Source organism: Rhodopirellula sp. MGV, assembly GCF_002251265.1.
GTDB lineage: Bacteria > Planctomycetota > Planctomycetia > Pirellulales > Pirellulaceae > Stieleria > Stieleria baltica_A.
Genome location: NZ_NPDI01000057.1, coordinates 18,313 through 42,766, shown reverse-complemented (window position 1 = coordinate 42,766; position 24,454 = coordinate 18,313). Strand labels below are relative to the sequence as shown.

Annotated in this window: 16 protein-coding genes; 7 read left to right on the top strand and 9 right to left on the bottom strand. The window is 54.7% G+C overall.

Annotated elements, in window-relative coordinates; genetic code table 11:
* Positions 1–10 precede the first annotated feature (10 nt).
* The 4 genes from CGZ80_RS20670 to CGZ80_RS20655 all read right to left on the bottom strand — a co-directional run bounded on the left by CGZ80_RS20670 (position 11) and on the right by CGZ80_RS20655 (position 5,053).
* On the bottom strand, positions 11–586 hold the full coding sequence (locus CGZ80_RS20670; RefSeq protein ID WP_094417587.1) for a hypothetical protein: 576 nt from the start codon (positions 584–586) through the stop codon (positions 11–13).
* Entirely contained in the window at positions 586–1,785 is a 1,200-nt protein-coding gene (locus CGZ80_RS20665; RefSeq protein ID WP_094417586.1) for a hypothetical protein, read from the bottom strand. Before CGZ80_RS20665 ends, CGZ80_RS20670 begins: the two co-directional genes overlap by 1 nt.
* A gap of 185 nt (positions 1,786–1,970) precedes the next feature.
* Positions 1,971–3,746: a homoserine O-acetyltransferase gene (locus CGZ80_RS20660; RefSeq protein ID WP_094417585.1), complete on the bottom strand. Its 1,776-nt coding sequence runs from the start codon at positions 3,744–3,746 to the stop codon at positions 1,971–1,973.
* A complete protein-coding gene (locus CGZ80_RS20655; protein WP_094417584.1) occupies positions 3,746–5,053 on the bottom strand; it encodes an O-acetylhomoserine aminocarboxypropyltransferase/cysteine synthase family protein in 1,308 nt (435 codons plus the stop codon). The genes CGZ80_RS20660 and CGZ80_RS20655 overlap by 1 nt, the downstream gene beginning before the upstream one ends.
* A gap of 416 nt (positions 5,054–5,469) precedes the next feature.
* Here CGZ80_RS20655 and CGZ80_RS20645 point away from each other — a divergent pair, with 416 nt between their 5' ends.
* The 6 genes from CGZ80_RS20645 (at position 5,470) to CGZ80_RS20620 (ending at position 14,214) form a co-directional block, all read left to right on the top strand.
* Positions 5,470–6,525 carry a TIGR00266 family protein gene (locus CGZ80_RS20645; protein ID WP_233148553.1) on the top strand — a complete coding sequence of 352 codons (1,056 nt, stop codon included), beginning with the start codon at positions 5,470–5,472 and terminating at the stop codon, positions 6,523–6,525.
* Between the two features lie 428 nt (positions 6,526–6,953).
* Positions 6,954–9,245: a chemotaxis protein CheA gene (locus CGZ80_RS20640; RefSeq protein WP_094417582.1), complete on the top strand. Its 2,292-nt coding sequence runs from the start codon at positions 6,954–6,956 to the stop codon at positions 9,243–9,245.
* Positions 9,246–9,353: 108 nt separating this feature from the next.
* Positions 9,354–10,706: a methyl-accepting chemotaxis protein gene (locus CGZ80_RS29150; protein WP_094417581.1), complete on the top strand. Its 1,353-nt coding sequence runs from the start codon at positions 9,354–9,356 to the stop codon at positions 10,704–10,706.
* A gap of 93 nt (positions 10,707–10,799) precedes the next feature.
* Positions 10,800–12,110, top strand: coding sequence for a methyl-accepting chemotaxis protein (locus CGZ80_RS20630; protein ID WP_094417580.1), 1,311 nt, complete (start codon positions 10,800–10,802; stop codon positions 12,108–12,110).
* Positions 12,111–12,181: 71 nt separating this feature from the next.
* Positions 12,182–13,105: an HDOD domain-containing protein gene (locus tag CGZ80_RS20625; protein WP_094417579.1), complete on the top strand. Its 924-nt coding sequence runs from the start codon at positions 12,182–12,184 to the stop codon at positions 13,103–13,105.
* Positions 13,102–14,214, top strand: coding sequence for a chemotaxis response regulator protein-glutamate methylesterase (locus tag CGZ80_RS20620; RefSeq protein WP_094417578.1), 1,113 nt, complete (start codon positions 13,102–13,104; stop codon positions 14,212–14,214). The genes CGZ80_RS20625 and CGZ80_RS20620 overlap by 4 nt, the downstream gene beginning before the upstream one ends.
* Positions 14,215–14,255: 41 nt before the next feature.
* On the opposite strand, the gene CGZ80_RS20615 is transcribed toward CGZ80_RS20620, so the two are convergent.
* From CGZ80_RS20615 to CGZ80_RS20595, 5 genes are all read right to left on the bottom strand, one after another.
* Positions 14,256–15,983 (bottom strand): alpha-keto acid decarboxylase family protein, encoded by a 1,728-nt coding sequence (locus CGZ80_RS20615; RefSeq protein ID WP_094417577.1) that lies wholly within the window; start codon positions 15,981–15,983, stop codon positions 14,256–14,258.
* A 70-nt stretch (positions 15,984–16,053) separates the two neighbouring features.
* On the bottom strand, positions 16,054–19,935 hold the full coding sequence (locus CGZ80_RS20610) for a protein kinase domain-containing protein (RefSeq protein WP_158249836.1): 3,882 nt from the start codon (positions 19,933–19,935) through the stop codon (positions 16,054–16,056).
* A gap of 58 nt (positions 19,936–19,993) precedes the next feature.
* The gene (locus CGZ80_RS28770) at positions 19,994–20,758 is read right to left on the bottom strand and encodes a methyl-accepting chemotaxis protein (RefSeq protein ID WP_315851426.1); all 765 of its coding nucleotides are present in this window, start codon (positions 20,756–20,758) and stop codon (positions 19,994–19,996) included.
* Between the two features lie 214 nt (positions 20,759–20,972).
* Positions 20,973–22,445, bottom strand: coding sequence for a hypothetical protein (locus CGZ80_RS20600; RefSeq protein ID WP_094417574.1), 1,473 nt, complete (start codon positions 22,443–22,445; stop codon positions 20,973–20,975).
* A 37-nt stretch (positions 22,446–22,482) separates the two neighbouring features.
* Entirely contained in the window at positions 22,483–22,860 is a 378-nt protein-coding gene (locus CGZ80_RS20595; RefSeq protein WP_094417573.1) for a DUF6384 family protein, read from the bottom strand.
* 355 nt (positions 22,861–23,215) lie between these two features.
* On the opposite strand from CGZ80_RS20595, the gene CGZ80_RS20590 reads away from it, so the two are divergent.
* Positions 23,216–24,433 carry a cell surface protein gene (locus CGZ80_RS20590; protein ID WP_094417572.1) on the top strand — a complete coding sequence of 406 codons (1,218 nt, stop codon included), beginning with the start codon at positions 23,216–23,218 and terminating at the stop codon, positions 24,431–24,433.
* Positions 24,434–24,454: the final 21 nt, after the last annotated feature.

Genomic DNA, 24,454 nt, shown 5'->3' with positions numbered 1-24,454 from the left:
CCTTTGCGATTCACTCGCTTACCAAGTCAGTTTGATCGGTGTTGACTTCGACATCGACGGCCAGCTTCAGTTTTCCGGCCGAAGGCCCAAACGTGACTTTGGCAGACTTGAAATAGCCAATCATGTTGGTGATGAAGTCGATCGTCGCCTGAGCTTCCTCCAGCGAGTTGCCTTCTTCAAGCATGTTTTGAGCGACGAGTTGCGATCGGTTGTCCACGACAACTTTTTGCAGCACATCAGCAGACAGCAATAACTGCGTGTTCGCTTGGGTTTCGCTAGATGCTGGCTCTTCCGAAACGGTCAAGCGTTTTGCAAGGTCAGTGGTACTGGCGAGCACCAATCGGTCACCAGAGAATCCGAGCGTGGGTGAAAAATTGAATACGATCGGCGCATCGGTTGAACCTTCGTCCTCACGCTCGGGAACAAAGCGACTGATCACCAACTGGGCACCTCCGTCAAGCTTATCGAGGTCAAGTTCCAATTGGCGATTGCCTTCTTGAGCACCGATGATGTTGATAAAACCGACCAGGCTTTGAAAAATCCTTTTGAATTCCCTCGACACTTCATCGGGATTTTCCATCTTCATTAGCAACGCAAACGCGGGCAGCTTGATTGCCGGAACAGGTTGTCCATCGGCGAATTCTTGGCGAACGGCAACAAACCCGATTCCTGCTCGACCGAACCGAGAATGTCTTCGCCAAAGTCGTGACCAGAAAAGATTGTCGTTAGTGTGGCATCAGCTTTCGCAAACTCGTCGTTGATACGTTCATCGAACAGGTCACCGGAGTGCAACCACATCGCGGAAAAGTCGCGGTAGGTACTCAAGCTAAGCAACTGCTGAGGCTGCTGAGGGATCGCGGGACCAACACCAGCATGATCGGGACCGAAGTAATATTCTCGTTCGCTGGGAATCGCACTTTCGACGAACGGAATGACAAACTGCAAGCCAAGCCCGGTTGTTGTCAAATCAACCTCGGCCGTCGCATAGGGCGTCTCGTCCAGACAGCTCAGTAAGCCGCCCACCAACGCTTCCGCGACTGGATTACGGCGAACGTCGCGGTGCAGCTTCTCGAATTTCCCCTTGGATCGAAAAGGATCCAATATGACGTACGCCCAGGCGTCCGCTTCGTTGCTTTGGGTTTGTTTGGCTGCTTGAAATGCCGGGTCATCGTGCAGCGATTCGCCAGATGGTTCGAGCATTTGGTCGAGGATAAACCGCCCAAGATCCGAATTGTTGGTAATCAAGATCCGGTCTTCGTGAATCGCGACCCGTACGTCGCGTTTTTTGTAGGCGGTGATGCCACGATACTCCACCGGCTCCAATCCGTTGAACCATTCGATCGATGCAACTTGCATCGCCTTCTCAAAAACCGTCTTGGCAGATTCCTTATCTTTCGCCGTGAGGATGACCGCGGCTCCGTCGGTTGCTCCGTCGCGAATCGCGACGACACCGTTTGCGGTGGTATTTTGGACGACTTCGCGAAGTGGCATACCGAACAAGCCCTCGACCATCGCGAGTCCAACCTGGGCTTGCGCGTATTGCTGGGACTTCGCAACTTGGTCGTACTGCGGCATCGACTCCAGACGAGCCCGAATGGGATGGCCTAAGATGGTTTCGGCAATGGAATCCGGGTTGGGAATCTCAAGATAAGCGAGCGTGGTCGGCGGCAGCAGTCGCGATACATCACGTGGATCGTCCTCGGCGACCGCCGTTGATGCCAGTGAAGCGATCGAACTGGCGGCGAATGAAAGGGCCAACCAACGCCCCAGCGAAGTGTTTAACATCTCAGATTCCGACGGAATTGTTCAACGTGAACCGGACAGCATTTCCACTTGTTTTACCAACGCGATGGCGAGAAGGTTTCGGCCGCGTGGCAAGAATGCAGAATTTGCTGACACCCAAGATTCGCTTTCACGACAGGGATCTTGGCTTAGTTTCCAAGCACCGCCGCTAGGATCGCGAAAAAACGTTATTCCCTGGTCATGACCAAAATCGCCGTGTCGGCGTTCAGGTTCGGATCGTCGTCCGCCGCGATCACTTCGCCAGTAGAAGCATCGAAATAGTACTCGTCCACCAAACGCAACTGTTTCCGTTGGCAGAGGTCATGAACGTCCGCGATCGAAGGGAAACGTCGGTTGGGCGTATTGAACCACTCATAACCGAATTCGCCCGGAGCTTTCGGTGAGCGTCCCCGGACGACGTAATCTTCGCGGAGTTTTTTGTAGGCGAAGTTTGGGAAACTGACGATCACGCGTTTGCCAACCCGCAGCATCTCGTCAAACAACTTTTCGATGTTTGCGACAGCTTGCAATGTCGCACTGAGCACCACCACGTCAAACTGATTATCGATAAATGCCGGCAAGCCTTCGTTCAAGTCATAGTCGATGATATTCAGTCCGCGCCGCCCCGCGTTCAAGATGCTGGACTGGGCGACTTCGACGCCGACCAGTTTTTGATGCCCGCGTTGTTTAAGCGCTGCCAGCAAATGGCCATCGCCGCATCCCAAGTCCAACACGGATGCGTTTTCTGGGATCTCGTTGATGATCAACGATTCGACCTTGCTGATCGACGGCGGAATACGATCAACGTCGCCCAAACGCGATTGGATCAAAGGCGCGTACTTGGCGATGTCTTCGTTGATTAAGAACGAATCGTGCCCACGTGGCGAAGTGATTTCGGCATAGGTGACCGATTTATCAAGTGCCGTTAACGCGTTGACGATGTCCCGAGACTGATGCGGTGTGAACAGCCAATCGCTGCTGAAACTCACAACAACGAACTCACACTGAGCTTCACCGAAGGTTTCCATCAGTTGCAATCGACTGGTGCCAAGATCAAACAGATCCATCGCCATCGTGATCGTGACGTAGCTGTTGGCATCGAACCGAGTCGTAAACTTTTGTCCCTGGTAGGCGAGGTACGAACCGATGCTGAACCGTTGTTCGAAACTGGTCGCGACTTCACGCGGATCGTGTCGATCCGATTCAAACTTTTTCTCCATCACCTCCGTCGATAGATAAGTGATGTGGCCAAGCATTCGTGCGATTGCCAATCCGGTGTCCGGGCGCTCCGGCTGGTCATAGTACTGACCGTCGTAAAAATGCGGATCGGTCTGAATCGCATTGCGTCCAATCACATCGAATCCCAACGCTTGGCTGGTCAATCGGGCACTCGACGCGATGACGACACAAAGCTCCGTCGCATCGGGAAATCGGGACACCCAACTCATCGCTTGGTGCCCGCCTAGCGATCCACCAATGATCGCTCGCAAACGCTTGATCCCAAGGTGATCGATCAAACGTTTCTGCACGGTGACCATGTCACCAATCGTGATCCGCGGAAAATCGGCTCCGTAGGGCTTGCCGGTTTGCGGATTCAGATCGCCAGGGCCCGTTGTCCCTCGACATCCGCCCAATACGTTGGGACAGATTACGAAAAAATGATCTGTGTCGATCGGTTTGCCGGGGCCGATCAAATCGTCCCACCAGCCGGGATCATCGTCTTCGCCGTGGCGTGCCGCATGAGAGTCACCGGAGAGCGCATGACAGACCAGCACTGCGTTGCTGGCGTCGTCATTCAGTTCTCCCCAGGTTTCGAAAGCGCACCGGACCCCGTCAAGCTTGCTGCCACGTTCCAACTCGATTTCACCATCGAACGCGACATGGCGAGCATGCGTTAGCGGCCCGACGACACGATTGTCGTCGGTGCTTTCAAAAGACTGGCTCTCAGCCGCCTTCTCGGACATTACGCGGTGGCAGCCGCCAAGGCTTGCTTCAAGTCGTCGATGATATCGTCGGCGTCTTCGATACCGACCGACATACGAATGTACTCGGGCACCACACCTGCCTGACGCTGTTCGTCTGCGGACAACTGCTGGTGTGTCGTACTGGCGGGGTGAATCACCAACGTCTTGGCGTCACCGATGTTGGCCAAGTGCGAACAGAGCTCACACGAGTTGATAAACTTTTTGCCCGCTTCCATACCGCCTTTGATACCGAATCCAAGAATCGCGCCTTGGCCGTCGGGCAAGTACTGCTGACCGCGATCATAGTCGCTGTGTGATTTCAATCCTGGATAGTTCACCCACTCGACAGCGTCGCTGGACTCCAGGAACTCGGCGACCTTCTTGGCGTTTTCGCAGTGTCGTGGCATCCGCAGGTGCAACGTTTCCAAACCTTGCAAGAACAGGAACGCGGCAAAGGGGCTCATCGCGGCACCGGTGTCACGCAACCAGTGCGTCCGCATGTGAACCAAGTAAGCGATGTTTCCCATTGGGCGAAGATGTTCTTCAAAGACGGCACCATGGTACGACGGCGAAGGTCCGCAGAACTCGGGCCATTTTTCGGGATTGTCGGCCCACTTGAAGTTCCCGCTGTCAACGATCGCACCGCCAACATGCGTGCCGTGGCCGCCCAAGAATTTTGTCGTGCTGTAGATCACGATGTCGATGCCGTGTTCGATCGGACGCAGCAACATCGGTGTCATCACCGTGTTGTCGCACAATACCGGCACTGGCCCGTGCGGTGCCGAGTGCGCCGCATCGGCGATGGCTTTGAAATCCGGCACGTCGTTTTTCGGATTGCCGATCGATTCCATGTAAACCAATCGCGTATTCTCGTCGACCAGTTCGTGGATTTTATCGGGCTCGTTCGGATTAAAGAATCGAACTTCGATACCCAGGTTTTTGAGCGTCTGCGTAAACAATGTCCAGGTGCCGCCATAAAGCGACGTGCTGCTGACGATGTTTTGACCACTATGTGCGATCGTCAAAATTGCTGCGGTGATTGCCGCTTGCCCCGACGCAAAGCACAAACCGGTCACACCGCCGTCGAGTGCCGCCAAACGTTTTTCCAAGACGTCGACCGTCGGATTCATCAGGCGACTATAGATATTGCCGAACTCGGCCAACCCGAATAATGCGGCCGCATGATCCGTGTCGTTAAACACGTAGCTGGTGGTCGCATAAATTGGCACCGCCCGACTGTTCGTTGTCGGATCAGGTTCCTGGCCGGCGTGCAGCGTCAACGTTCCGCGTCGATGATTGGCACTCATATCGTTTCTTTTCAGGAATGAGGGGGGAGTCTCAATGGAAAATCCGGGAGATCCGGAGGTGGCAATTCGGCGGTTTGCGGGGTTCCCGCTGCCGCTCGCGGCGTGAAGGGGAATGCCGCGATCCAATCGGTCTGGACCGGAGATTGCACCGTGAGTGTAAAACTTCGTCTGGGGCGCGACGAGTGGGGGCTCCCAAACGCTTCTCTAGAAACTGCGATCCTCATCCCAATTTCACACGGTGACGCAATTTCACGCGGTGGCGTTCGAATACGCAAAGCATCGATGTTCGAAAAAATCACAACCGAGGAAGCGGCCGCGCCCCATCGACGCTACGGTGAGGCCTTGGCTTAAACGCGCCCGCAGCTAAAACGCAGCTCCCAAAATGACGACCGCCAAATCAAGAAGGACGATTGACCGTGGAATTTAACTGCCCCATGTGTGGAAAACAGTACCAAGCCGGCGACGACATGACCGGAAAAACGGTCAATTGCCGAACCTGTGGTCACGCATTCAATGTGCCCGGCAGCACGGCAACAATGGATGACCCGTTCGAGTCGGCTGGCTTGGGATCGGGGGTCAACACCACCGCCGACCACGATGACCAGTTCTCGGCCGGTGAAGTCCAAATCAGCTCCGCACCGGTGACGATGCGGGGCGGTCAATCATCGGATGGTCGAGCACGAACCAGCGATGAAATCGATTACGAGATCTTCGGACACGAAACACAGTACGTCGAAATCACGCTTGACCCGGGCGAGCAAACGATCGCCGAAGCGGGCGCGCTAATGTACATGACCGACGGGATCGAGATGGCGACCGTCTTCGGCGACCCATCAAAACAAGACTCCAGCTTATTCGGCAAGGTACTCTCGGCCGGAAAACGTGTGCTGACCGGCGAAGCGTTATTCATGACGACATTCACCAATCAATCTCAGCAGCGTGCCCAAGTTGCTTTCGGTGCGCCCTATCCGGGGCGATGTATTCCATTGCACCTCGATCAACTTGGCGGCGAAGTGATCTGCCAAAAAGACGCGTTCCTCTGTGGCGCCCGCGGGACGACCGTCGATATCGCATTTCAAAAGAAGATTGGCGCTGGACTGTTCGGCGGCGAAGGCTTCATCATGCAACGTCTACGCGGCGACGGCATCGGGATCATTCACGCGGGCGGAACGATGATGTACCGAGAACTCGAAGCGGGCGAAACGATTCGCTTGGATACCGGGTGCTTGGTCGCGATGGGGCCGACCGTTAACTATGACGTGCAGTTTGTTGGCGGGCTAAAGAACGCATTCTTCGGTGGCGAAGGCTTGTTCCTCGCTACCGTCCGAGGCCCCGGCCCCGTCTGGCTGCAATCGTTGCCGTTCTCGCGATTCGCCGGTCGCCTTGCTTCCGCGATCCCGGCCGCGGGCAACACACGCAAGGGCGAAGGAAGCCTGCTTGGTGGTCTGGGCGAAATGTTTATGGGCGACTGATTCAAGGCCACTGATATCTGGTCTGCCGGACAATCCCAGTGAGGGTTGTCCGTCGCTTCGGTGTCGCGATTTCGACTGCGTTCACCCCCAATTCTTCGCGTTCTCACGCACCATCAAGACTGCATTGCCCGACAGTCTTGTTGCAGATCTTCCGCGTCTGCCACCGGACACCCGTTTCTCTTTTGTGGGTTCGGTCCCTGCACTGCTGGCTTATCCCTCGCTGTGCTGGCTGGGGTGTTCCCCTATTCCCGTAAGTTCCAAATTGCGAATTCGATCGCGTATTTAGTGGCGTTCTATCGTTCCCTGTATTCGCAGACATTCTGCAGTTGCAGACGGTCTCGGTCTGGCATGTTAGCCGCAACCGGAAGGACGTTCACGGTTGCCACACATCGATGCCTTTAAAGCCAACCTGTACGGGGAATTGAGTTGTGGACGGACTTGACGACATCATCAAAGAGTTTTTGGTCGAAAGCTATGAAAGCCTCGACCAACTTGACAGCGATCTGCTTGCGCTCGAAGACGAACCGGATAACCGCGATCGACTCGCAAGTATCTTTCGAACGATCCATACGATCAAAGGCACGTCTGGCTTTCTCGCCCTTCCCAAACTAGAGAAAGTCGCCCACGTCGGCGAGAACCTACTGGTCCCACTTCGCGATGGTGCATTTCAACTAAACAATCATATCGCGGATGGTTTGCTCGGCATGGTCGATGCCATCCGCAGCATCCTGACCAATTTGGAAGACAGCGGAATTGAAGGCGAAGCCGACTATGCGTCGCTGATCGGACAGCTTCAAGAACTGCTTGATACCAAGGGTGAAGTCGACGGCTCGACTCCCGCAGTGGTAGCAACCGATGCCGAGAATGAAAACGCATCGGGGAAAGACGCAAGTGCCGATCACGTCGCCCCCGAACCCAGCGTCGCCGCAGCAGAGACGACTTCTGTCAAACCTGCCGAGTCCAAACCGGCTGCCGCAGTCCCTACGCCAAAACCGGCCGAAGTCAGTGAAGCGAAGACGCCACCGAAGCCATCCGACGGAGAGAAAGGCAAATCCGTTGCCGACTCCACGGTGCGAATCGATGTCGATCTCCTCGACAAATTGATGAACCTTGTCGGCGAACTGGTGCTGGCTCGGAATCAGATTTTGCGTATCTGCGAGAAATCGAAAGATTCAAATATTCTGGCGGCTTCACAGCGTTTGAACTTGATCACGACAGAGCTGCAAGAAGGCGTGATGAAGACTCGGATGCAACCGATCCGCCATGCCTGGAGCAAACTGCCACGCGTCGTACGTGACCTCGCGTCCGCTTGCAAAAAGAAAGTCGCCGTCGAAATGGAAGGCGCTGACACGGAACTTGACAAAACGATTCTTGAAGCGATCAAGGACCCGCTCACACACATCGTCCGAAATTCGGTCGATCACGGGATTGAACCGCCAGAAGCCAGACTGGAAGCCGGCAAACGTGCGGAAGGCATCTTGTTGTTGCGGGCATTCCACGAAGGCGGACAAGTCATCATCGAAATCTGCGATGACGGTGGCGGAATTCGCGCCGATCGCGTCCGTGACAAGGCGATCGAGAAAGGGCTAATCACTCCCGAGCAAGCCGACATGATGGGCGAGCGTGAGCTGATCAACCTGATCTTGTTGCCAGGCTTTTCGACGGCACAAACGGTCACAAACGTTTCAGGGCGCGGCGTCGGTATGGACGTCGTGAAAACAAATATTGAACGGATCGGCGGGACACTCGAAATCAAGAGTGTCGCCGGAAAGGGGACGACACTCCGGATCAAGATTCCGTTGACACTCGCGATCGTTCCGGCATTGATCACCGAGACAGCCGGCGAAGCATACGCGATCCCACAAGTCAGTTTGCTGGAACTGGTACGCCTCGATTGTGACCTCGACAAATGTGAAATCGAGTTCATCCATGACGTCCCCGTCTATCGCTTACGCGGAAACCTTTTGCCGTTGGTGTTCCTCGACGAACTGCTCGGCCTGCGTCCGCCACGGGGACGGAACGACTACAACGAAAGTGTCAATATTATCGTCCTGCAAGCGGAAGATCGGCACTTCGGGTTAGTCGTCGATTCGGTGATCGACAGTCAAGAAATTGTCGTTAAGCCCTTAGGCGGTTTTTTAGAAAATATTGCCTGCTATGCAGGTGCTACCATCATGGGGGATGGGATGGTCGCACTGATCTTGGACGTGCTTGGCGTCGCACAACGCAGCAACGTTTTGTCAGAACACCGTGATCGCGTTCCGCGAAACAATGACCTCGCACACCTCGATGGCATGTCGGAGTCCGAACTGATGCTGTTGGTCGAGTCCGATAACGGAAATCGATCGGCAATCAAACTCTCCACTGTCGCGCGGTTGGAAAAGTTCGAAGCAAGCAGAATCGAACATTCCGGCAACGAGCAGGTCATCCAATACCGCGGCGAAATCATGCCGTTGCTTCAATTGGGCAATGGTTACGGCGGAGGTGTTTCGGGAGACGAAAACGGTTTGATCAATGCGGTCGTCTATTCCGCCGGACGAATGCATGTAGGCGTAGTCGTCGAGAACATCGTCGATGTCGTCAATGTGCCCCTTTCGATGCTGAACGAACCCAACAAAGGTCAATGCATCATCCGCGATCGCGTCACCGAAGTGGTCGACTTGGATCAAGTCGTTTCACATGTCGCGCCACGAGGATTCGACAACCCGATGTTCGCCTAGCAAACCTTGATTCCATTCCAGATTGCCCTCCGATTGATTTGAATTGATTGCCCTGATACGCCCTGTTTGTTCCCAATGTCACTTGATAGTTAGTGTCGAGTTCCATCGATGAATTTACTTAGTCGTCTTTCGCAACTTACAAGAGTCCTGATGCTCGGAGTGCTGCTACCTGCACTTTTGGCGATCGGCATGGCTTGTTTGTACTACGTTGATGCAAAACAGAAAGCGATCGACAGTTGTGTCGAACGTGGTCTGGCACTCTGCGAATCCGCCGAAGCGACGCGTGATCACATGAACCAACAGTGGAAAGACGGCATTGTCACCACTGACGAGTTGATCGAGTTGCAGAATCAGGGCGAACAAGAAAAACTGCTTTCGACGCTTCCGATCATTGCGGCATTCAATGCGATCGAACATGTCTCAAAACAGGCTGACTTCACCTATCGCATTCCTGCATTTCGCCCACGTAACCCTGACCATAAGCCCAACAAATTTCAACTCGACGCGTTGACAGAATTGAGGGCGACGAACGCCGCTGAATTGGTCAAAGTTGATGCCGCCACCAATACAGCACACCTGTTTCGATCGATCCGGCTGGACAATAGTTGTCTGATTTGTCACGGCGATCCGAAAACGTCGCAAGAGCTATGGGGCAACGACACTGGTACAGACGTGCTCGGTTACCCGATGGAAGGTATGAAGGCCGGTGACCTGTATGGTGCGTTCGAAATTGTGCAATCTTTGCAACCAGCCGAAGCGGCGGCCCAGACGGCGCTCGCGAAAGGCGGCGTGGCCGTGGTGATCCTGCTTGCGATCAGTTCACTCTTTTCGTTGATGGTGCTCCGTTCCATCCGTGATGATCAATCGAAAAAGGCAGCCGAAATCGGGGCTGCTGTCGGTGACGAAGTCGCCAACGATACGGCCTGCATCGCAACATCGATCGAAGAATTCTCCGCGAACGTCCGCAGCATCGCCGAATATGCGACCCACGCGTCTCGTGATGCGAAACTCGTCGTGTCGCTGGTCGAATCAACCCACCAACAGAGCAACGCTCTCGATGCGAGCACACGAGAAATTGGCAGCGTCGTGCAATTGATCGAATCGATCGCCGAGCAAACCAATCTACTTGCCCTCAATGCGACAATCGAAGCCGCCCGGGCCGGAGAGGTAGGTAAGGGTTTTGCTGTCGTTGCGGGCGAAGTCAAAGGACTCGCCCAACAAACAGCGGATGCCACCGGCGCGATCACCGAACGAATCGAGTCGGTTCAGCAAACCGCATCGCGTCTCCTTGCTGATATTCGCAATGTACAAGACACGATCAACAACATCGATTCGAACCAAGACGCGATCGCCGGTGCGGTTTCGCAACAACAAGAAGCGACCGATGAAATCAGCCAGAGCGTCTATCGTGTGCTTCAATCAAGTCGCTCACTCGCGGACCGACTGAAAACATCAAAGTAGCCTGTACGTCACACATCCACCTGATCGCAGGTTCCCCGTCCCGTAATCAGGTCACTGAATTACAAAAGAACTTTTTCACTTCTATGAAAGAACATGCTTAAGTCCTCGAAAAAGCTTGGTCGTATTCGCTGGTATATCGCTGCCATTCCGCTGATTTGCTTGGCCGGAATGACGGTGCAAGTTTTTCTGATGTCGTTGCAAAGTTCGCAACTGATGTCCAGCGCTGCGGCGACAAACTTGAGCGGTCGGCAACGGATGCTCAACCAACGCCACACGCGAGAATTGCTCGAAATCGCCGAAGGCGACAAAGCCAATCCGGAAGCGACCTACGAACTGATGATGGAGTCGCTATCGCTGTTACGGTTCGGCGGCGAACATGAATTTGGGGAAATCCATCCCGCCGACGAATCGGTGGCCGAGGCACTCGATTTATCACAGACGGCTTTCGAGCATAAGAAAAAGCTTGCCGACGAGTTTCTCTCCGCGCTACAAATCGCTGATAAAGAACGCGTTCAAAACCTACGGGCGATGTTGATCGCGCAAACCCAAGACGCACATCAAGCGGCACATGCCGTCGTGATGGCCATCGGTGACGATGCTTCGTATCTGGCGCAACAACAGTTTTATCGTATGATGCTAGGAGCGATCCTCATCACGATTGGGTGTTTCGCTGTTTCGATGTATTGCTCGCGAAAAGCGGTCACAGTACTTGCTAAAGCATCGGAATCCATCGGCTCCACCGGTGACGTGGCACAGAACGTCAGCACGAGCGCCGAATCACTTCGCAGCGCAGTCGAACAATTCGAAGCTTCGATTCAAGAGATCGCCCGCAATGCGACTGGCGCGGCGAGTGTCGCACGAAATGCGGTCGATGCGGCGCGGTCGACGACCGAAACGATTTCTCGATTGGGACGAAGCAGTACCGAAATCGGCGAGATGATTCGCGTGATCAACTCGATTGCTGAGCAAACGAACCTGCTGGCGTTGAATGCGACCATCGAAGCAGCCCGTGCCGGAGAAGCTGGCAAAGGATTCGCCGTCGTCGCGAACGAAGTCAAGGAACTCGCCGCCCAAACCGGTACTGCCACCGAAGACATTGTCCGCCGAATCGAAGCGATCCAAGGCGACACCATGGAAGCGACTGACGCGATCGAATTGGTCAGCGACATCATTTCGCAGATCAACGAAAGCCAAAACGCGATCGCCGGGGCCGTCGAAGAACAAACCGCGATGACAGCCGAGATTTCCAACAACGTTGCCGATTTGGCCGATGGAAACAACATGATCGCCAACACGGTGCTGTCACTGACAGAATTGCTTCGCAGTGAGGTAAAGGGTGCAATCTCCGGTCAATCGAGTTCGGGGAAAAGAGGCTCCCAGATGCAGGCAAAGTATCAACTGTAAGACCAGAACGACAACGTAAACCAATCGGTATCGCCTAACGCTCGCCGCACAAGCCTCACTCGGCTCACAACATGGACCCAACTCTTCACATCGAAACGCCGCCGAAGTCGCTCCAAGCGCTTCTCGAGGGGCGTCGTGGTGAGACGCTGAGTCTGCCGTCTGCGGCCTGTGAAGCGTTGGAAATCGCACAAGACCCTGAGTGTCGCCCGCAACACCTTGCCTGTGTGATTTCACGAGACCCAATGTTGGCCGCGGATACCTTGGCTTTGGCGAACTCGCCGGTCTTCGCCGGTGGCAAAACCCTGACCTCGCTCCACCGTGCGATCACGCGACTGGGAATTCGCCAGTGCAAAAACCTGATCATCGCGTCCAGCACGGCCGGAATGATGAAACGGCTACCGATCGAACAGATTTGGGTGCGCGAGTTACTGTTGCGCCACAGCTTTGCGACCGCGACAGTGGCAGTCTATCTCGGCGAATTTTTAGATCTCGGCTTTGATGGCGAAGAATTCACCGCCGGCTTATTACACGACCTGGGCCGATTGATTTTCGCATTGGTCGATCCGGATCGTTTCCAGCTTGCAGACCCGTTGAATTTTCAAGAATCTCAACAAACACTCCAGCGAGAGCGAGAGATTTTTCAAACCGATCACTGCCATCTCGGTGCTTGGTTCGCGAACCGACAACGGCTTCCGCACGCCTTAACCGAGTCTATCCTATTTCATCACACCCCGTCTTCAGAGTGCAACCATCAAAAGCTAGTTGCGATCACCTCCGCAGCGGACCATCTTGCCAATCATCTGCAACGATCTGGCGAATCGATGAGCTATGATCCAGAAGGCAATTTAGGCATCAAGATGTTAGAAGAAGTGGTAAACCGTCCATTACTAGAATCGTTCACTGAAATCACGGAACCGATTCTCGAACGAACCCAGGCAGATTTGGAAGTGAGTTGTAAAGATCTATGCGAATCGGATTCAAGGTGTAGCGAATGAACGAAGTCATACGTGTAATGGTGTGCGATGACTCGTCCATGATGAGACGTCTGCTGGTTTCGACCCTGAATAGCGCCAAAGACATCTCAGTCGTCAGCGAAGCGGTGCACGGAAAAGACGCGATCGACAAACTGCCGCGTTGCCGCCCCGACATCATCATCATGGATGTCGGGATGCCGGTGATGGATGGCATTGAAACAGTTCGCGAGATCCGAAAAGTGGATCGCAAGCTTCCTGTCATCATGTTCAGCGCGCTCACCCAAGACGGTGCGGAAGCGACCATGGACGCGATCTCAGCAGGAGCCGACGATTTCGCCACCAAACCGGTGGACGCAGGGCATATCAGCAATGCGGTCTCGCAACTGAAAGAAGAATTGCTCCCGAAGATCTATCGTCTGGTTCCTACCAAAGCCAAAGCCAAAGCACTAAGTGGTGTGGGCGGCGGGGGTGGACTCGCCGCTGGAATGGGTCGCAATCCGGTCGGAGGAATGACGCCGCAGCGACAACCCGCCATCAATCGAGTGACCACCCCGGCGCGAATCGATGCGATCGGGATCGGTGTTTCGACAGGCGGCCCCAAAGCGCTCGCGACCGTCGTCAGCCGATTGCCGGTCGACTTGAAGGTGCCAATCTTTATCGTCCAGCATATGCCGGCTTCGTTCACAGCTTTGTTGGCCGAAAGACTTTCATCGGAGCGCGGACATTCGGTGGTCGAAGCGAGCAACGACAGAGTCATCGCGCCCGGACAAATCGTCATCGCGCCGGGCGGTTTTCACATGACGGTGATTCGACGAAATAACGAGATCATCACCAAACTGAACCAGGAACCGCCGATCCATTCTTGCCGTCCCGCTGCTGACCCGATGTTCCGTTCGATGGCCAGTACATTCGGCGAAAACTGCCTCGGTATCATCCTGACCGGTATGGGAATCGATGGAACCGAAGGCGCTCGGGCTTTAAAGGAAAAAGGCTGCATGGTCATCGCTCAAGACAAAGAAACCAGCGTCGTCTGGGGCATGCCTGGCAATGTGGTCCAACAAGGCCTCGCAGATGTCGTCCTGCCGATCGACAAAATTGCCTTGGAAATCGAGCGAGTCCTTCCCAAGTAAGCCTTGCCGGCGCGATTCGCAGTGACGATTCGCAGTGACGATTAGCTAACGTTTCGACTCATTCGTGATGCGAGATTGCGAAGCGTATCACTCGCGTCGTTCTCGGCAAGCTTGGCCTGGATCAGATGCAACTGGCCCGCATCGTTCCAGGCATCCTCAAAAGCATTCTTAAATTCGCTTTCGGTCGCAACCAAATGGCTTTTGCCGCGGCCATAAACGTCCAAAAGCTTGCAGTAATTCCACGGCTGGATTTCGTTGTAAACCCAATCTCCGGCATGCAAGTATCGTTCGGTGCCATACCCATGGTTGTCCAAGACAATAACAATGGGATTGTGCCCGTAGCGAATCAGCGTGCTTAATTCTTGGCCGGTCATTTGAAACGCCCCGTCGCCAACCAATGCCACAACACGATGATCAGGTTTCGCCGTCGCGGCTCCCAGTGCGGCCGGAATCGCGAACCCCATCGATGTGTAGTATGCCGGACTTAAAAATTCGCCGCGGTCATGAATCGTCAATTCTGTCGCCGCGAACAACGAATCACCAACATCGGCAACGACGATCGTTTCTCCGTCAAGCCGCTGATTGATTTGTTGGATCATCCAACTTGTTCGCAAACCGTTCGGTGCCGTGTTGTCGTCATTCGTCGAATCGCTTTCCACCGCACCGACATCGTTCGCCGCGTGTTTGATCGGTTTCTGGAGTTCACGTTCGGGGTACGGCAGTGTTCCCAACCCGTCCAAGAAGTCTTTCAAGCCGACATTGTGATAGTGGTGGTGCGAAATACGCAGTTCTTCGCTGGTCGCGTAGATACAAGCCGAGGGGCGTAAGTTGGCGGAAAAGATTCCCAAGTTGATGTCGCTTAGGAACGCTCCCAACAACAACACTAAATCGCTTTCTTCGACAAACCGCGTGACCGCCTGATCTCCCAACGCTCCTTCGTACAATCCAATAAAGCTTGGGTGCTGCTCGCTGATAACGCTTTTCCCCAGCATTGTCGTCGCAATTGGAATGTTCGCGTTCTCAGCCAGCGTCAACAGTTCGTCTTGAAGCGCGAACCGGTGGAGCTCGACACCGGCAACGATCACCGGTTGCTTTGCCGATCGAATGAGTTGCACCGCTTCCTTAATCGCTTCGCCGGTGGCTTCGGGATCCTGAGTAGGCATCACGCCACGAAAACTGTGGGTGATTGGCGGAACGACGCGAACCATGTCACGCGGGATCTCCAAATAAACCGGACGCTTGAATCGATCACAGGCATCCAACACCCGATCGATTTCCGAGAATGCAGTCAGGGGATCCGAGAGCTCTGTTCCCGCGATCGTGAATTTTTCGAACACGTCGTACTGAGTTCGAAAATCTCGCACCATGTGGTGAAGTAACGCGCCGCGCGAACGTTCCTTGAGTCCCGGTGACCCGGTAACGACAACGACGGGTGATTTTTCCGCATACGCACCCGCAATTGAATTGCAAACGCTAAGCCCTCCGACGCAATAGGTCACGCAGACTGCGCCCATGCCGTTGATCCTCGCATAAGCATCGGCGGCAAACCCCGCACAGTCTTCGCGAGTACAACCGATCATCTCGATCGGGCTTTTCTCGAGTTCGCTATAAAGCGATAAGACATAGTCACCAGGGATTCCGAACATCTGTGCAATTCCGTAATCCTGCAGACGCCGAATCAGATACTGGGCGATGGATAAGTTGGCTGTCGTGCGGCGACCCGCGTCGATCGATTTCGACGTCGTAGCATGCGAACGAGAAACATCCATTGCGAGACCTCATTCCGTTGGAGAATTCGATTCGGTAGCGATCCGTTACTCGTATTGTATCCGAATCACCTCAATCCAAACGTACGGCCTGAATCCGATCAAGGCAAAGCGTCGCTGCCCTGTCGGTAGGGATAACGATCACGACATCGATCATCGCAAGCGACTCGTCGCGAGGTGGAACTTGAAACTCCCACTGCCAGTCGTCCCAGCTCTTGCCGACTTCCCCAAGCGACCGCCGCAAACACTCCTCTCCGTTGGACCGCACGACGACTTCACAATTCACACCAGTGGACCGCTGCTGTTGGGCGGTTTGCTTACACCGCAACAAGAGTGAATAGCGCTGACCGGCCACGGCTGGCAGCGATTGGGACAATTCCCAATTGCCTTCGGAACCGACTTCCTGCGGTGCGGCGATACGCAGTATGGATCGCTCAACCGATTTTTGTTTTTCGAGATCAACTTCAATTTTCGGTCGAACCCGCAAATGGGTTACACCCGATTGAGTGTCTTCCCCTGGTCTCAATCGCCAGTACCGCCCCATCGGAAGTTCGAACTCTCCATCAAGAATCGGCAACACCTTGGGGGATCCGTTTCCGTTGGCTTGAATGATTTCGTTTACCGAGGCATTCGGGAGCGCGGCGACACGGTCTGCGGTTTCCTTTAATAATCCTATCTTGGCGTAGTAGAGCTTCTTCGCTTCTTCGTCGTCGGTTTCACGTAATTGTTTAAGCCAAACAATTGCCTGCGCCCTCGCGATTTCAGCGAACGGCGTCACATCGCAAGCGGGGTCCAATTGCCGCGCCTGCTCGATCGCCTCCACGGCTTGATCAAATCGTTCGCGACGGACAGCCTGTTTGGCCAAACCAAACCATGCACTCGATTGGTGTCGTCTTGAAATCGCTTGAGTCGTCGCTTTTTGATAGAGACGCTGAACTTCTTCATTCGGCTCGATTTCACGTTCTTCGATCAGTCGAGCAAGGCCCAACGTTGCAACGACGTCATCGGGCAATTGTGCCAGCGTGTTTCGGAAATGACGTTCGGCTTCGTCAAACTCGGAAGCTTTGAAAGCGCACCATCCCAGGATCTGCTCCGCTCGCGGATGATCCGGCTGATGTGTGATCGCGCGATCCGCCCAACCTTTTGCTTGGTCGACGCGATCACGCGAGTATTCCAAGGACGCCATCAACGCGGCGAGTTCGGCAAGGTGTTCGGTATCAGCTTCGTTGTCACGAAGGATTTGATAACGTTGCTGTACGTATTCGACTGCCCGGGTTCGTCCCCGAAGGTCATTCAATTTCAAGATCGGTCCGTCGAGTGTTTCGGCAACGTCAAAGCCTAGGTCAATCGCTTGATAGAACGATTCAATCGCCAGCCGAGGCTGGTCGACGAACGCTGCAGCGGCACCGAGATGCCAATACGGCCAATCTTGGTCAGCAGCGATTCGAACCGCTCGACTCGCGTCGTCCAAACTGAGCTTAAACAGTTCTTCGATTCGGGATGCTTTGCCGGTCCAGTCAGCGTCCTTGCTTCGCATGGTCAAAGCGAGCTCGAGTGCGACGGTGGAGCGGTCGGCATGCGCGAACGCGGTTTCCGGACGGATTGCAATGCAACGCCCATACTGGATCTTTGCCAAGTCCAGCCAACGGATCGCTTCATCGAGATCATGAGCACGCGACGCGGCTTGGGCTTTCAAAAAATAGGCTTGTCCGGTCGTCATACCGATCCAATAGTCGGCGGGAGACTGATCGAGTGACCGCCGCAGTGTTTCCAACGCAACATCAACCGCATAGTCGGCATCCGCCTGGCCTTCGCGTTTGGGCACAAACGTCACGCCGTAGTCTTTGAACCAGGTGCGGTAAGCCGGATCGACACTTGCGATCAGACTGGCGATCGCAAGTTCCAGTCCGTCGGCGGCGTTGTTGGGTGGTCCCAATTCAGCGGGCTCGATGCGGGACCCGTGATGCAATCGGAACCGTGCGATGCTGCCCAACCAGATCGCAGACTGACTGGGACGAAACGTCTCGATTCGCCGAGTCAGTGATTCGGTGGCCGAAGCTTCGTCCGCCCCGAGGTTTGACGTTAGAAAGCTTCTTAGCAATCGAAACAGACTCGGCGTTCGACCCTGCTTGTCGCCGCCCATCACGATCACCATTCGCTTTAGATAAATCGAGTTCAAAGCGGTCAAGACGCGATAGACTTTCCAGCGGATCGCATCGGCTTGGCTGGGCGTCAAATCCTGTACCGGCAGATCGGCCCACCAACTTTCGCTTTGAAACACTCCGAGTTCGCCGAGCGAAGCCTGCAGCAAGATCGCCGCTTCAGTGTCTCGGGCGAGGTAATCGAGATCTTCTCCTCGGCGCACAAGCGAAACGAACGCACCTAATCGACGGAGACGATCCTGTTTCTGAAGCCATGTTTCGCGGAGACGATCGAATGATTCCAAGTCGCCCATACGATCAATCGCCAACGCTGCCAAAGTGGCTGCATCCGAATAACGTCCATCGCGAATTGCGGCGTGGCTGCGTTCGGTCGCCGCTCCCACCATTGCCGCAGCTTCTTTCTGCCGTGTCTCGGCTTGGAACCGGATCTGTTGCTCCGCGTTCGATTCCCTTCGCTGCGACAGAAGTTTTCGCCGTGCCATTTCGTCCTGAACGGCCAAGCCCGCGATCGATCCGATACCGATCAGGATTGTGGCGACAACGATTGCCGCCGAGCGAGCGGGATTTTTTCTTGCCAGCCGAAACAAACGCTCCGTTGGCGGCGATTGATAAACACTCACCGTCTGGTCGGCGAGATAGCGTTCGACATCGTCTGCCAGGTCACCGGCATTTTGGTAGCGATGCTTTGCCGATCGCCGCATCGCCTTCATCGCAATCGCGGACAGCGCGCGGGGAATCAACGGATCGACCGTGTGCGGAACTTCGATTCGGCCTTCGGCGATCTTACGGAATGTCGATTCGAGATCCGATTCGCCTTCGTGAGGTGCCTTTCCGGTCAAGATGAAATACAGCGTCGCACCCAGGCAATAGATATCGGACGCTTCATTGACTCGTTCAACATCGCCCTTGGCCTGCTCGGGGCTCATAAATCGAGGTGTCCCCAAGGTCGTGCCGTGCCGGGTTTGCTCGACCGAAGATCCGGCGTCCGATTGCTGGTCCCAATCCGCCACATCCAGGGTTTCAAAGTTCGCGCCGGGTACATCTCCCGCAAGATCAGAAACGTTGTCCGTTCGTTTCGCCAAGCCCCAATCGACGACCAAGGTTTGCCCATAGGCCCCCAGCATAATGTTCGAGGGCTTCAAGTCTCGGTGAATGACCTGACGACTGTGTGCGTACTGGATGGTCAGACAAACGTCTCGAAACCGGTTCAACAAATCTCGCAAGACGTCTTGGGGGTACCAAAGTCGAGCTGTTTTCTTGCGACTGACGGAAAGCTCATCCAAATCCAAATGCCGGGTCACGACCGCTTGCAGGGTCTCGCCTTGAATGAGCTGCATTGCATAGTACGGCCGCCCGTCGTCGTGTTCGCCGAAGGCATAAACAGGTACAACGCCAGGATGCTCCAGGTAGCCCGTGATTTCGGCTTCCCGTCGGAATCGCGCTGCCGCGTCCGGATTACTTGTCCATTCAGTCCGGATGCTCTTTAGCGCGACCGTTCGTGACAATTGGTAATCCCATGCCACAAAAACTTCACCGAGCCCTCCCACCGCATGTCGACTTCGAATTTCGAAACGCTCGGGCACATTTTGCGGCGACTCGGCTGGCAGGCTGTCTTTGGCGAACATGCCTCCGTCCAAAAAGCCGTCGGCGTCGCTGAGCTGCAGTGCGACGATCAACTCGGTCACGCGATTCAATTTAGACGCGTCACCACCACAAGCCTGCCGAACAAACGCTTCGCGTTTCGACTGATCTTCGATCTCAAGTGCGGCGGTAGCAATGTCATCAACGTCCATGTGGCGCATCATACCGTGATGACGCCATCGCCGACAAATTCAGGACTTGTCGAAACCGTCAGTTTTCAGAGAACGTCTGGAAGACCTTTCTATTGGTCTGGATCTGACGCTGGGCAGCGTCAGCAACGATCGTTTGGCACTCGTTGATTTGGTTGATGATGTCGGTCACGTTGTGAATCATCTTAACGGCCGAATCCGTATCGCGATTGATTTGTTCGACCCGTTGAAGCACCGCTTCGGTCGCATCATTGGTCTCTTTGGCCAAGTTTTTGACTTCACCGGCTACGACTGCAAAGCCTTTTCCCGATTCGCCGGCTCGCGCCGCTTCGATGGTCGCGTTCAGCGCCAACAGGTTGGTCTGCTCGGCTACCGCCGCGATCGCTTTCACGACGTCACCGATTTGGTCACTACTTGCGTTGAGACGCTGGATCGACTCGTGAGCTTGGACCGTGGCGTGGACGGCCTCTCGAGAAACGTCCAGTGCGCGTCCGGTGTTGTGCGCGATGTGCTGGATGCTTTCATCGAACTGATGTACCGCTTCGATAACCTCTTTGCTTGCTGCCTTTTTCTTTGCCTGAGGACCATTGGGATTCGACGCTGATTGCGACATCGCCAGCGCATAGCTGGTCGCCCCATTGGCAAAGATTTTCGTGATAATCGCGACCATCGCTATGACGACTGCGGTAGCAACCACGACCTGCAAACGCACCGACTGAATCGCTTCCGTTGCGATGTGCTCGTTGATTCTCCAAAGCACATAGCCTTGCAGTCCACACAGCAGAACCGAAACGGTGAGGCAAAACGAAATGATCTTCGAGTTCATTAAACCTTGACCCTTATTCATCGACGCCGGCAGTCGATCAATGCGACAGGCAAATGCCAGCGGTTGTTGGGCGTCTATCGAAATCAGATCAGTCGCCCAGGAGACCCCCACATGCGAAAGCAGGTGCAAATGCGAGAACCTTCCCCCATTCGGATCAATGTTAAAGCGCCAATAGTCGCCCCCTTTCCGTTTTCATGTCGCCGACGGAAAACGGTCAGTGTGAACGACGTCGTCCTGGGAAATCATCGCGATGTGGGTTGCCATAGCCATGTTGTCGACGGCTGGCGGCACGCCTTGCCGCTTCAATCGCTTGCTCGTTCAAAGCCCCCGCGACATTCATCATCGCTCCGGTCATCAGCGTCGCCATCGGGTTTGCCGCCAACATGGCGACCTGATTCGCTGTCGCAGCTCCCGAGAATTGCGCCGTCTTCATCGCTGACCAGAGTTCGTCAATGTCCGCTTCCTGTCCCGCCCGATCGATCAGAGCAAGCAGATCGAACGAATCAACAAAGTACGAACGATTGGAATCGAACTTCGCCGCCCGAAAACGCTGCATCATCCGGCCGTATGCATCCAGACAACGCTGCAATTGGCGTTGCTGTTCACGTGAACGTTCCTGCTGTTCGTCGAGCCGTTCCAAACTTTCATCGATGCCGCGAATCCTAGCGACGATTTGATCGTCGGTCAGTTCTTCCGTCGCAACGGCTCGCGCGTCGAGATCTGCTGTCTCGATCGATTCTAAAACGTGCCGGAAAGCTTCAATCGCTTGGCGGTAATAATCGCCGCGTGGATTTTCTAGGTCAGCGATTTGCGTTTCCAGCGATTCAACTTTTGAACAGATCAGTTCCAGTTCGTTTAACCGCGACTGGCGATCATCCCTTAGTCGCTGTACCGAATCGATCACCGCTTGCAATCCACACTCACGTACAACGGCTTCGTGACGCTGTTCGAGTGACTCCATCACAACGTCGAGCGCCTTGCGATCTTCGGCAATGATCTGCCGCATTTGTTCGGGCGTCTTCACCAAGAAGTCATAACTTTTCTTAGCCTTCGAGTAATCGATGTAGTTTGCCAGCCAACGATCCATCCGCCGCGTGAATCCGCGAGCGGCGTATTGCTTTGAGCCAAACTTGCGATCATAGAGATAGTTGAAAAACGTGCTGGATTGAAAACTTGGCAACTTGCGAGCGGCATCCTGCTCGATCTCGTTAAAGTTGGCTTCGGCGCGTTCGAGTGCGGTTTCAGCGGCAGCAGCTTGGCTCGTCAAAGCGACGAATTCCTGATCTTCCGACAGACGTTGCTGAACATCGCTGGCCAAACGATCTCGCTTTTCGGTGAGCGAATCGAGTTCGTTGTCGAGTTTTAGCAAGCGGTCTTCTTCGATCGATCGCCGGTCGTTGTATTTGGCAAGTTCAGTTTGGCTGCGTCGCAATTCATCTTGTAAACGCATCAACACTTGGCTCAATTCGCCACGGACTTCTGACCAAGTCGCATCAATCGATTCGGCCGACAACTCGGGCAGGTAGTGCTTGGCCAAGTCCAACAGGGCAGTGCTTCGATCATCGCCGAGAGTTCCACGATCGTCGCCCATCCCGGCGGTCATCCGGCGGGCCTCATCGACCCGCGATTGCAGTCGCTTGAATCCTTCGATCAACTGGCGATGCATCGCCGGTCCAGAGATGGTCATAGGAGCTTGTCGTTTGGCTGTCGTAGTACGGGTCGAATTAGGCAATCAAATAAAAGAAGCCAGCGGCCGCGGCAAATGCCAAGATCGCGGCGATTCGTTTCCGCCAAACCCAGCCGTATGCAAAAACCGATTGCAATCCGGATGGGGGATCGCTGTAGGTGTGTTGAGTTTCAAGGTATTGGTCAATGGCGGCATCAATTTCCGCTTCGGTGACACTGTCCCCAGAAAGTGCGGCAGTCCTCAGAAGCTTTGCCCGCAACGCGTCTCGCATTTCGTCACGTCGAAACATCACCTCCGCTTGCTCGCGTTGGTCACGCATTTCCCGTGCGACATCCATCACACGCAATGTTTCCGCGATGGTCAGCTCGTGCTCGGGAAGTTCGTCGATCGATTGTGTCGCTTGTGCCTGACTCATCAGCTTGATCGCAAATTCCGAAAATCAAAAGGAAAGGGACGCCAACCATTTTGGCTCAGGAACTGAAATTTTGCCACGCCACCCGAGCAAAACGCGAAGCAATCATTTTCGCGCCATGTATGGCTGTGACTTTGGCCCATGTCCAAGCGGCAACGAATGCCACGTTGTCACACATCTCACCCGAAATCGCCCTCGTCTAGGATTGCCGCTGTAGGGATCGGCCCACAAAATCAATCCATGTCGGTCGATTGCATCCTGGCAGGTGACGCGCTAACTTACTAGGGAGCTGAAATCCGTCTTTCGGGGCGCGCGTTACAGGGCTTTGTCTTTCCTTCGTTTTCTCATTTAATCGATCATGTCTAAACAAGCGACCGCCTCCGCCAACCAAACGCAACCCACGGCATCCACCGGCGGAAGCAGCAAAATGCGCGAGTATCTCAATAGCGCCGTCACCGTCCTTCGCGAGTTCGGCGTCGACAGCAAGAATGCCGCACCACAAGAATTGATCACGCTGCTGGAAAGCGTCAAACATCTGGACGAAGCCAAAGTGCTGGCCATCGCCGACGTGATCCAACACATGGGCGCGTTCAACGCGTTAGTCCGCGAAAACGTCGAGAGCATCCAAGTCGGTAATCGCTACCTGCAAATCACGCAGGAATTCGATTCGATTCGCGAAGACAGCAAGCGGCTGATCGCACAGCTAGACGATGGCAAAATCAGCGGCACCGAAAAACTGTCGAACTGGTGGATGAAAATTCGTCGCGGCACACCGACCGATCGCTTCGAAAAAATCACCGAGACCTACGCGGAAGTTGCCAAGGACACCAAGGCGGCTCTCAAAAGCGAAGACATGATCATGGACGCGTACATCGACTTTCGCTTTGCCTTGAAAGAAGCGGAAGTCCTCGCGCGAGAACTGTTCGATGATCATCTGCCCGTCCTGGAAGCCGCCAAACAGAAACTCGCTGACGCTCAGGACGCTCTCGATCAATACGCTGGAACCGACCAAGCGGGTAAAAGCCAACTTGAACTGGCTCGCGACGAAGCCCGCAAACAATTCGAAGACGAAGACGAAACGTACCAGTTGCTAAAAGACATCGCCGAGAACCTGCAAATCGGTTACGACGTCGGCGAAACCTTGGTCACAAAACTGAAGCAAACCCACGACGTCAAGGAGCGCGTTTATCGCCGCGCGGTCACGTTCTTTACGACCAACGAACACGTCTTCACCATCCTGGGCACCGTCTATCAAAGCCAGCACGGCTTGCACGAAGTCACGCAAGCAACCGAAGCGATGAAAGAAGGCGTTAACAAAGGCTTGGAAGACATCGCGACTCTCGGACGGGAACTCGAACGCGCAGCCCTGAAAGCCGGTTACGGCAGCACCATCGACCCCGAATCAGTGCAAAAACTGGTTGACGCAATCAGTGACTTTCAAGTCGAATCGCTCGAGATGATTGCCGAACTGCGGAAAGAAAGTGAGCAGAGCACCAAGGCGATTCGCAAAAGTGTCGAAGAGGGCAAGAAAAAGTACCAGGAAACGCTCGCCAAACACGCTCGTGGCAACCTTTAATCCTGCCATCGCATAACATCC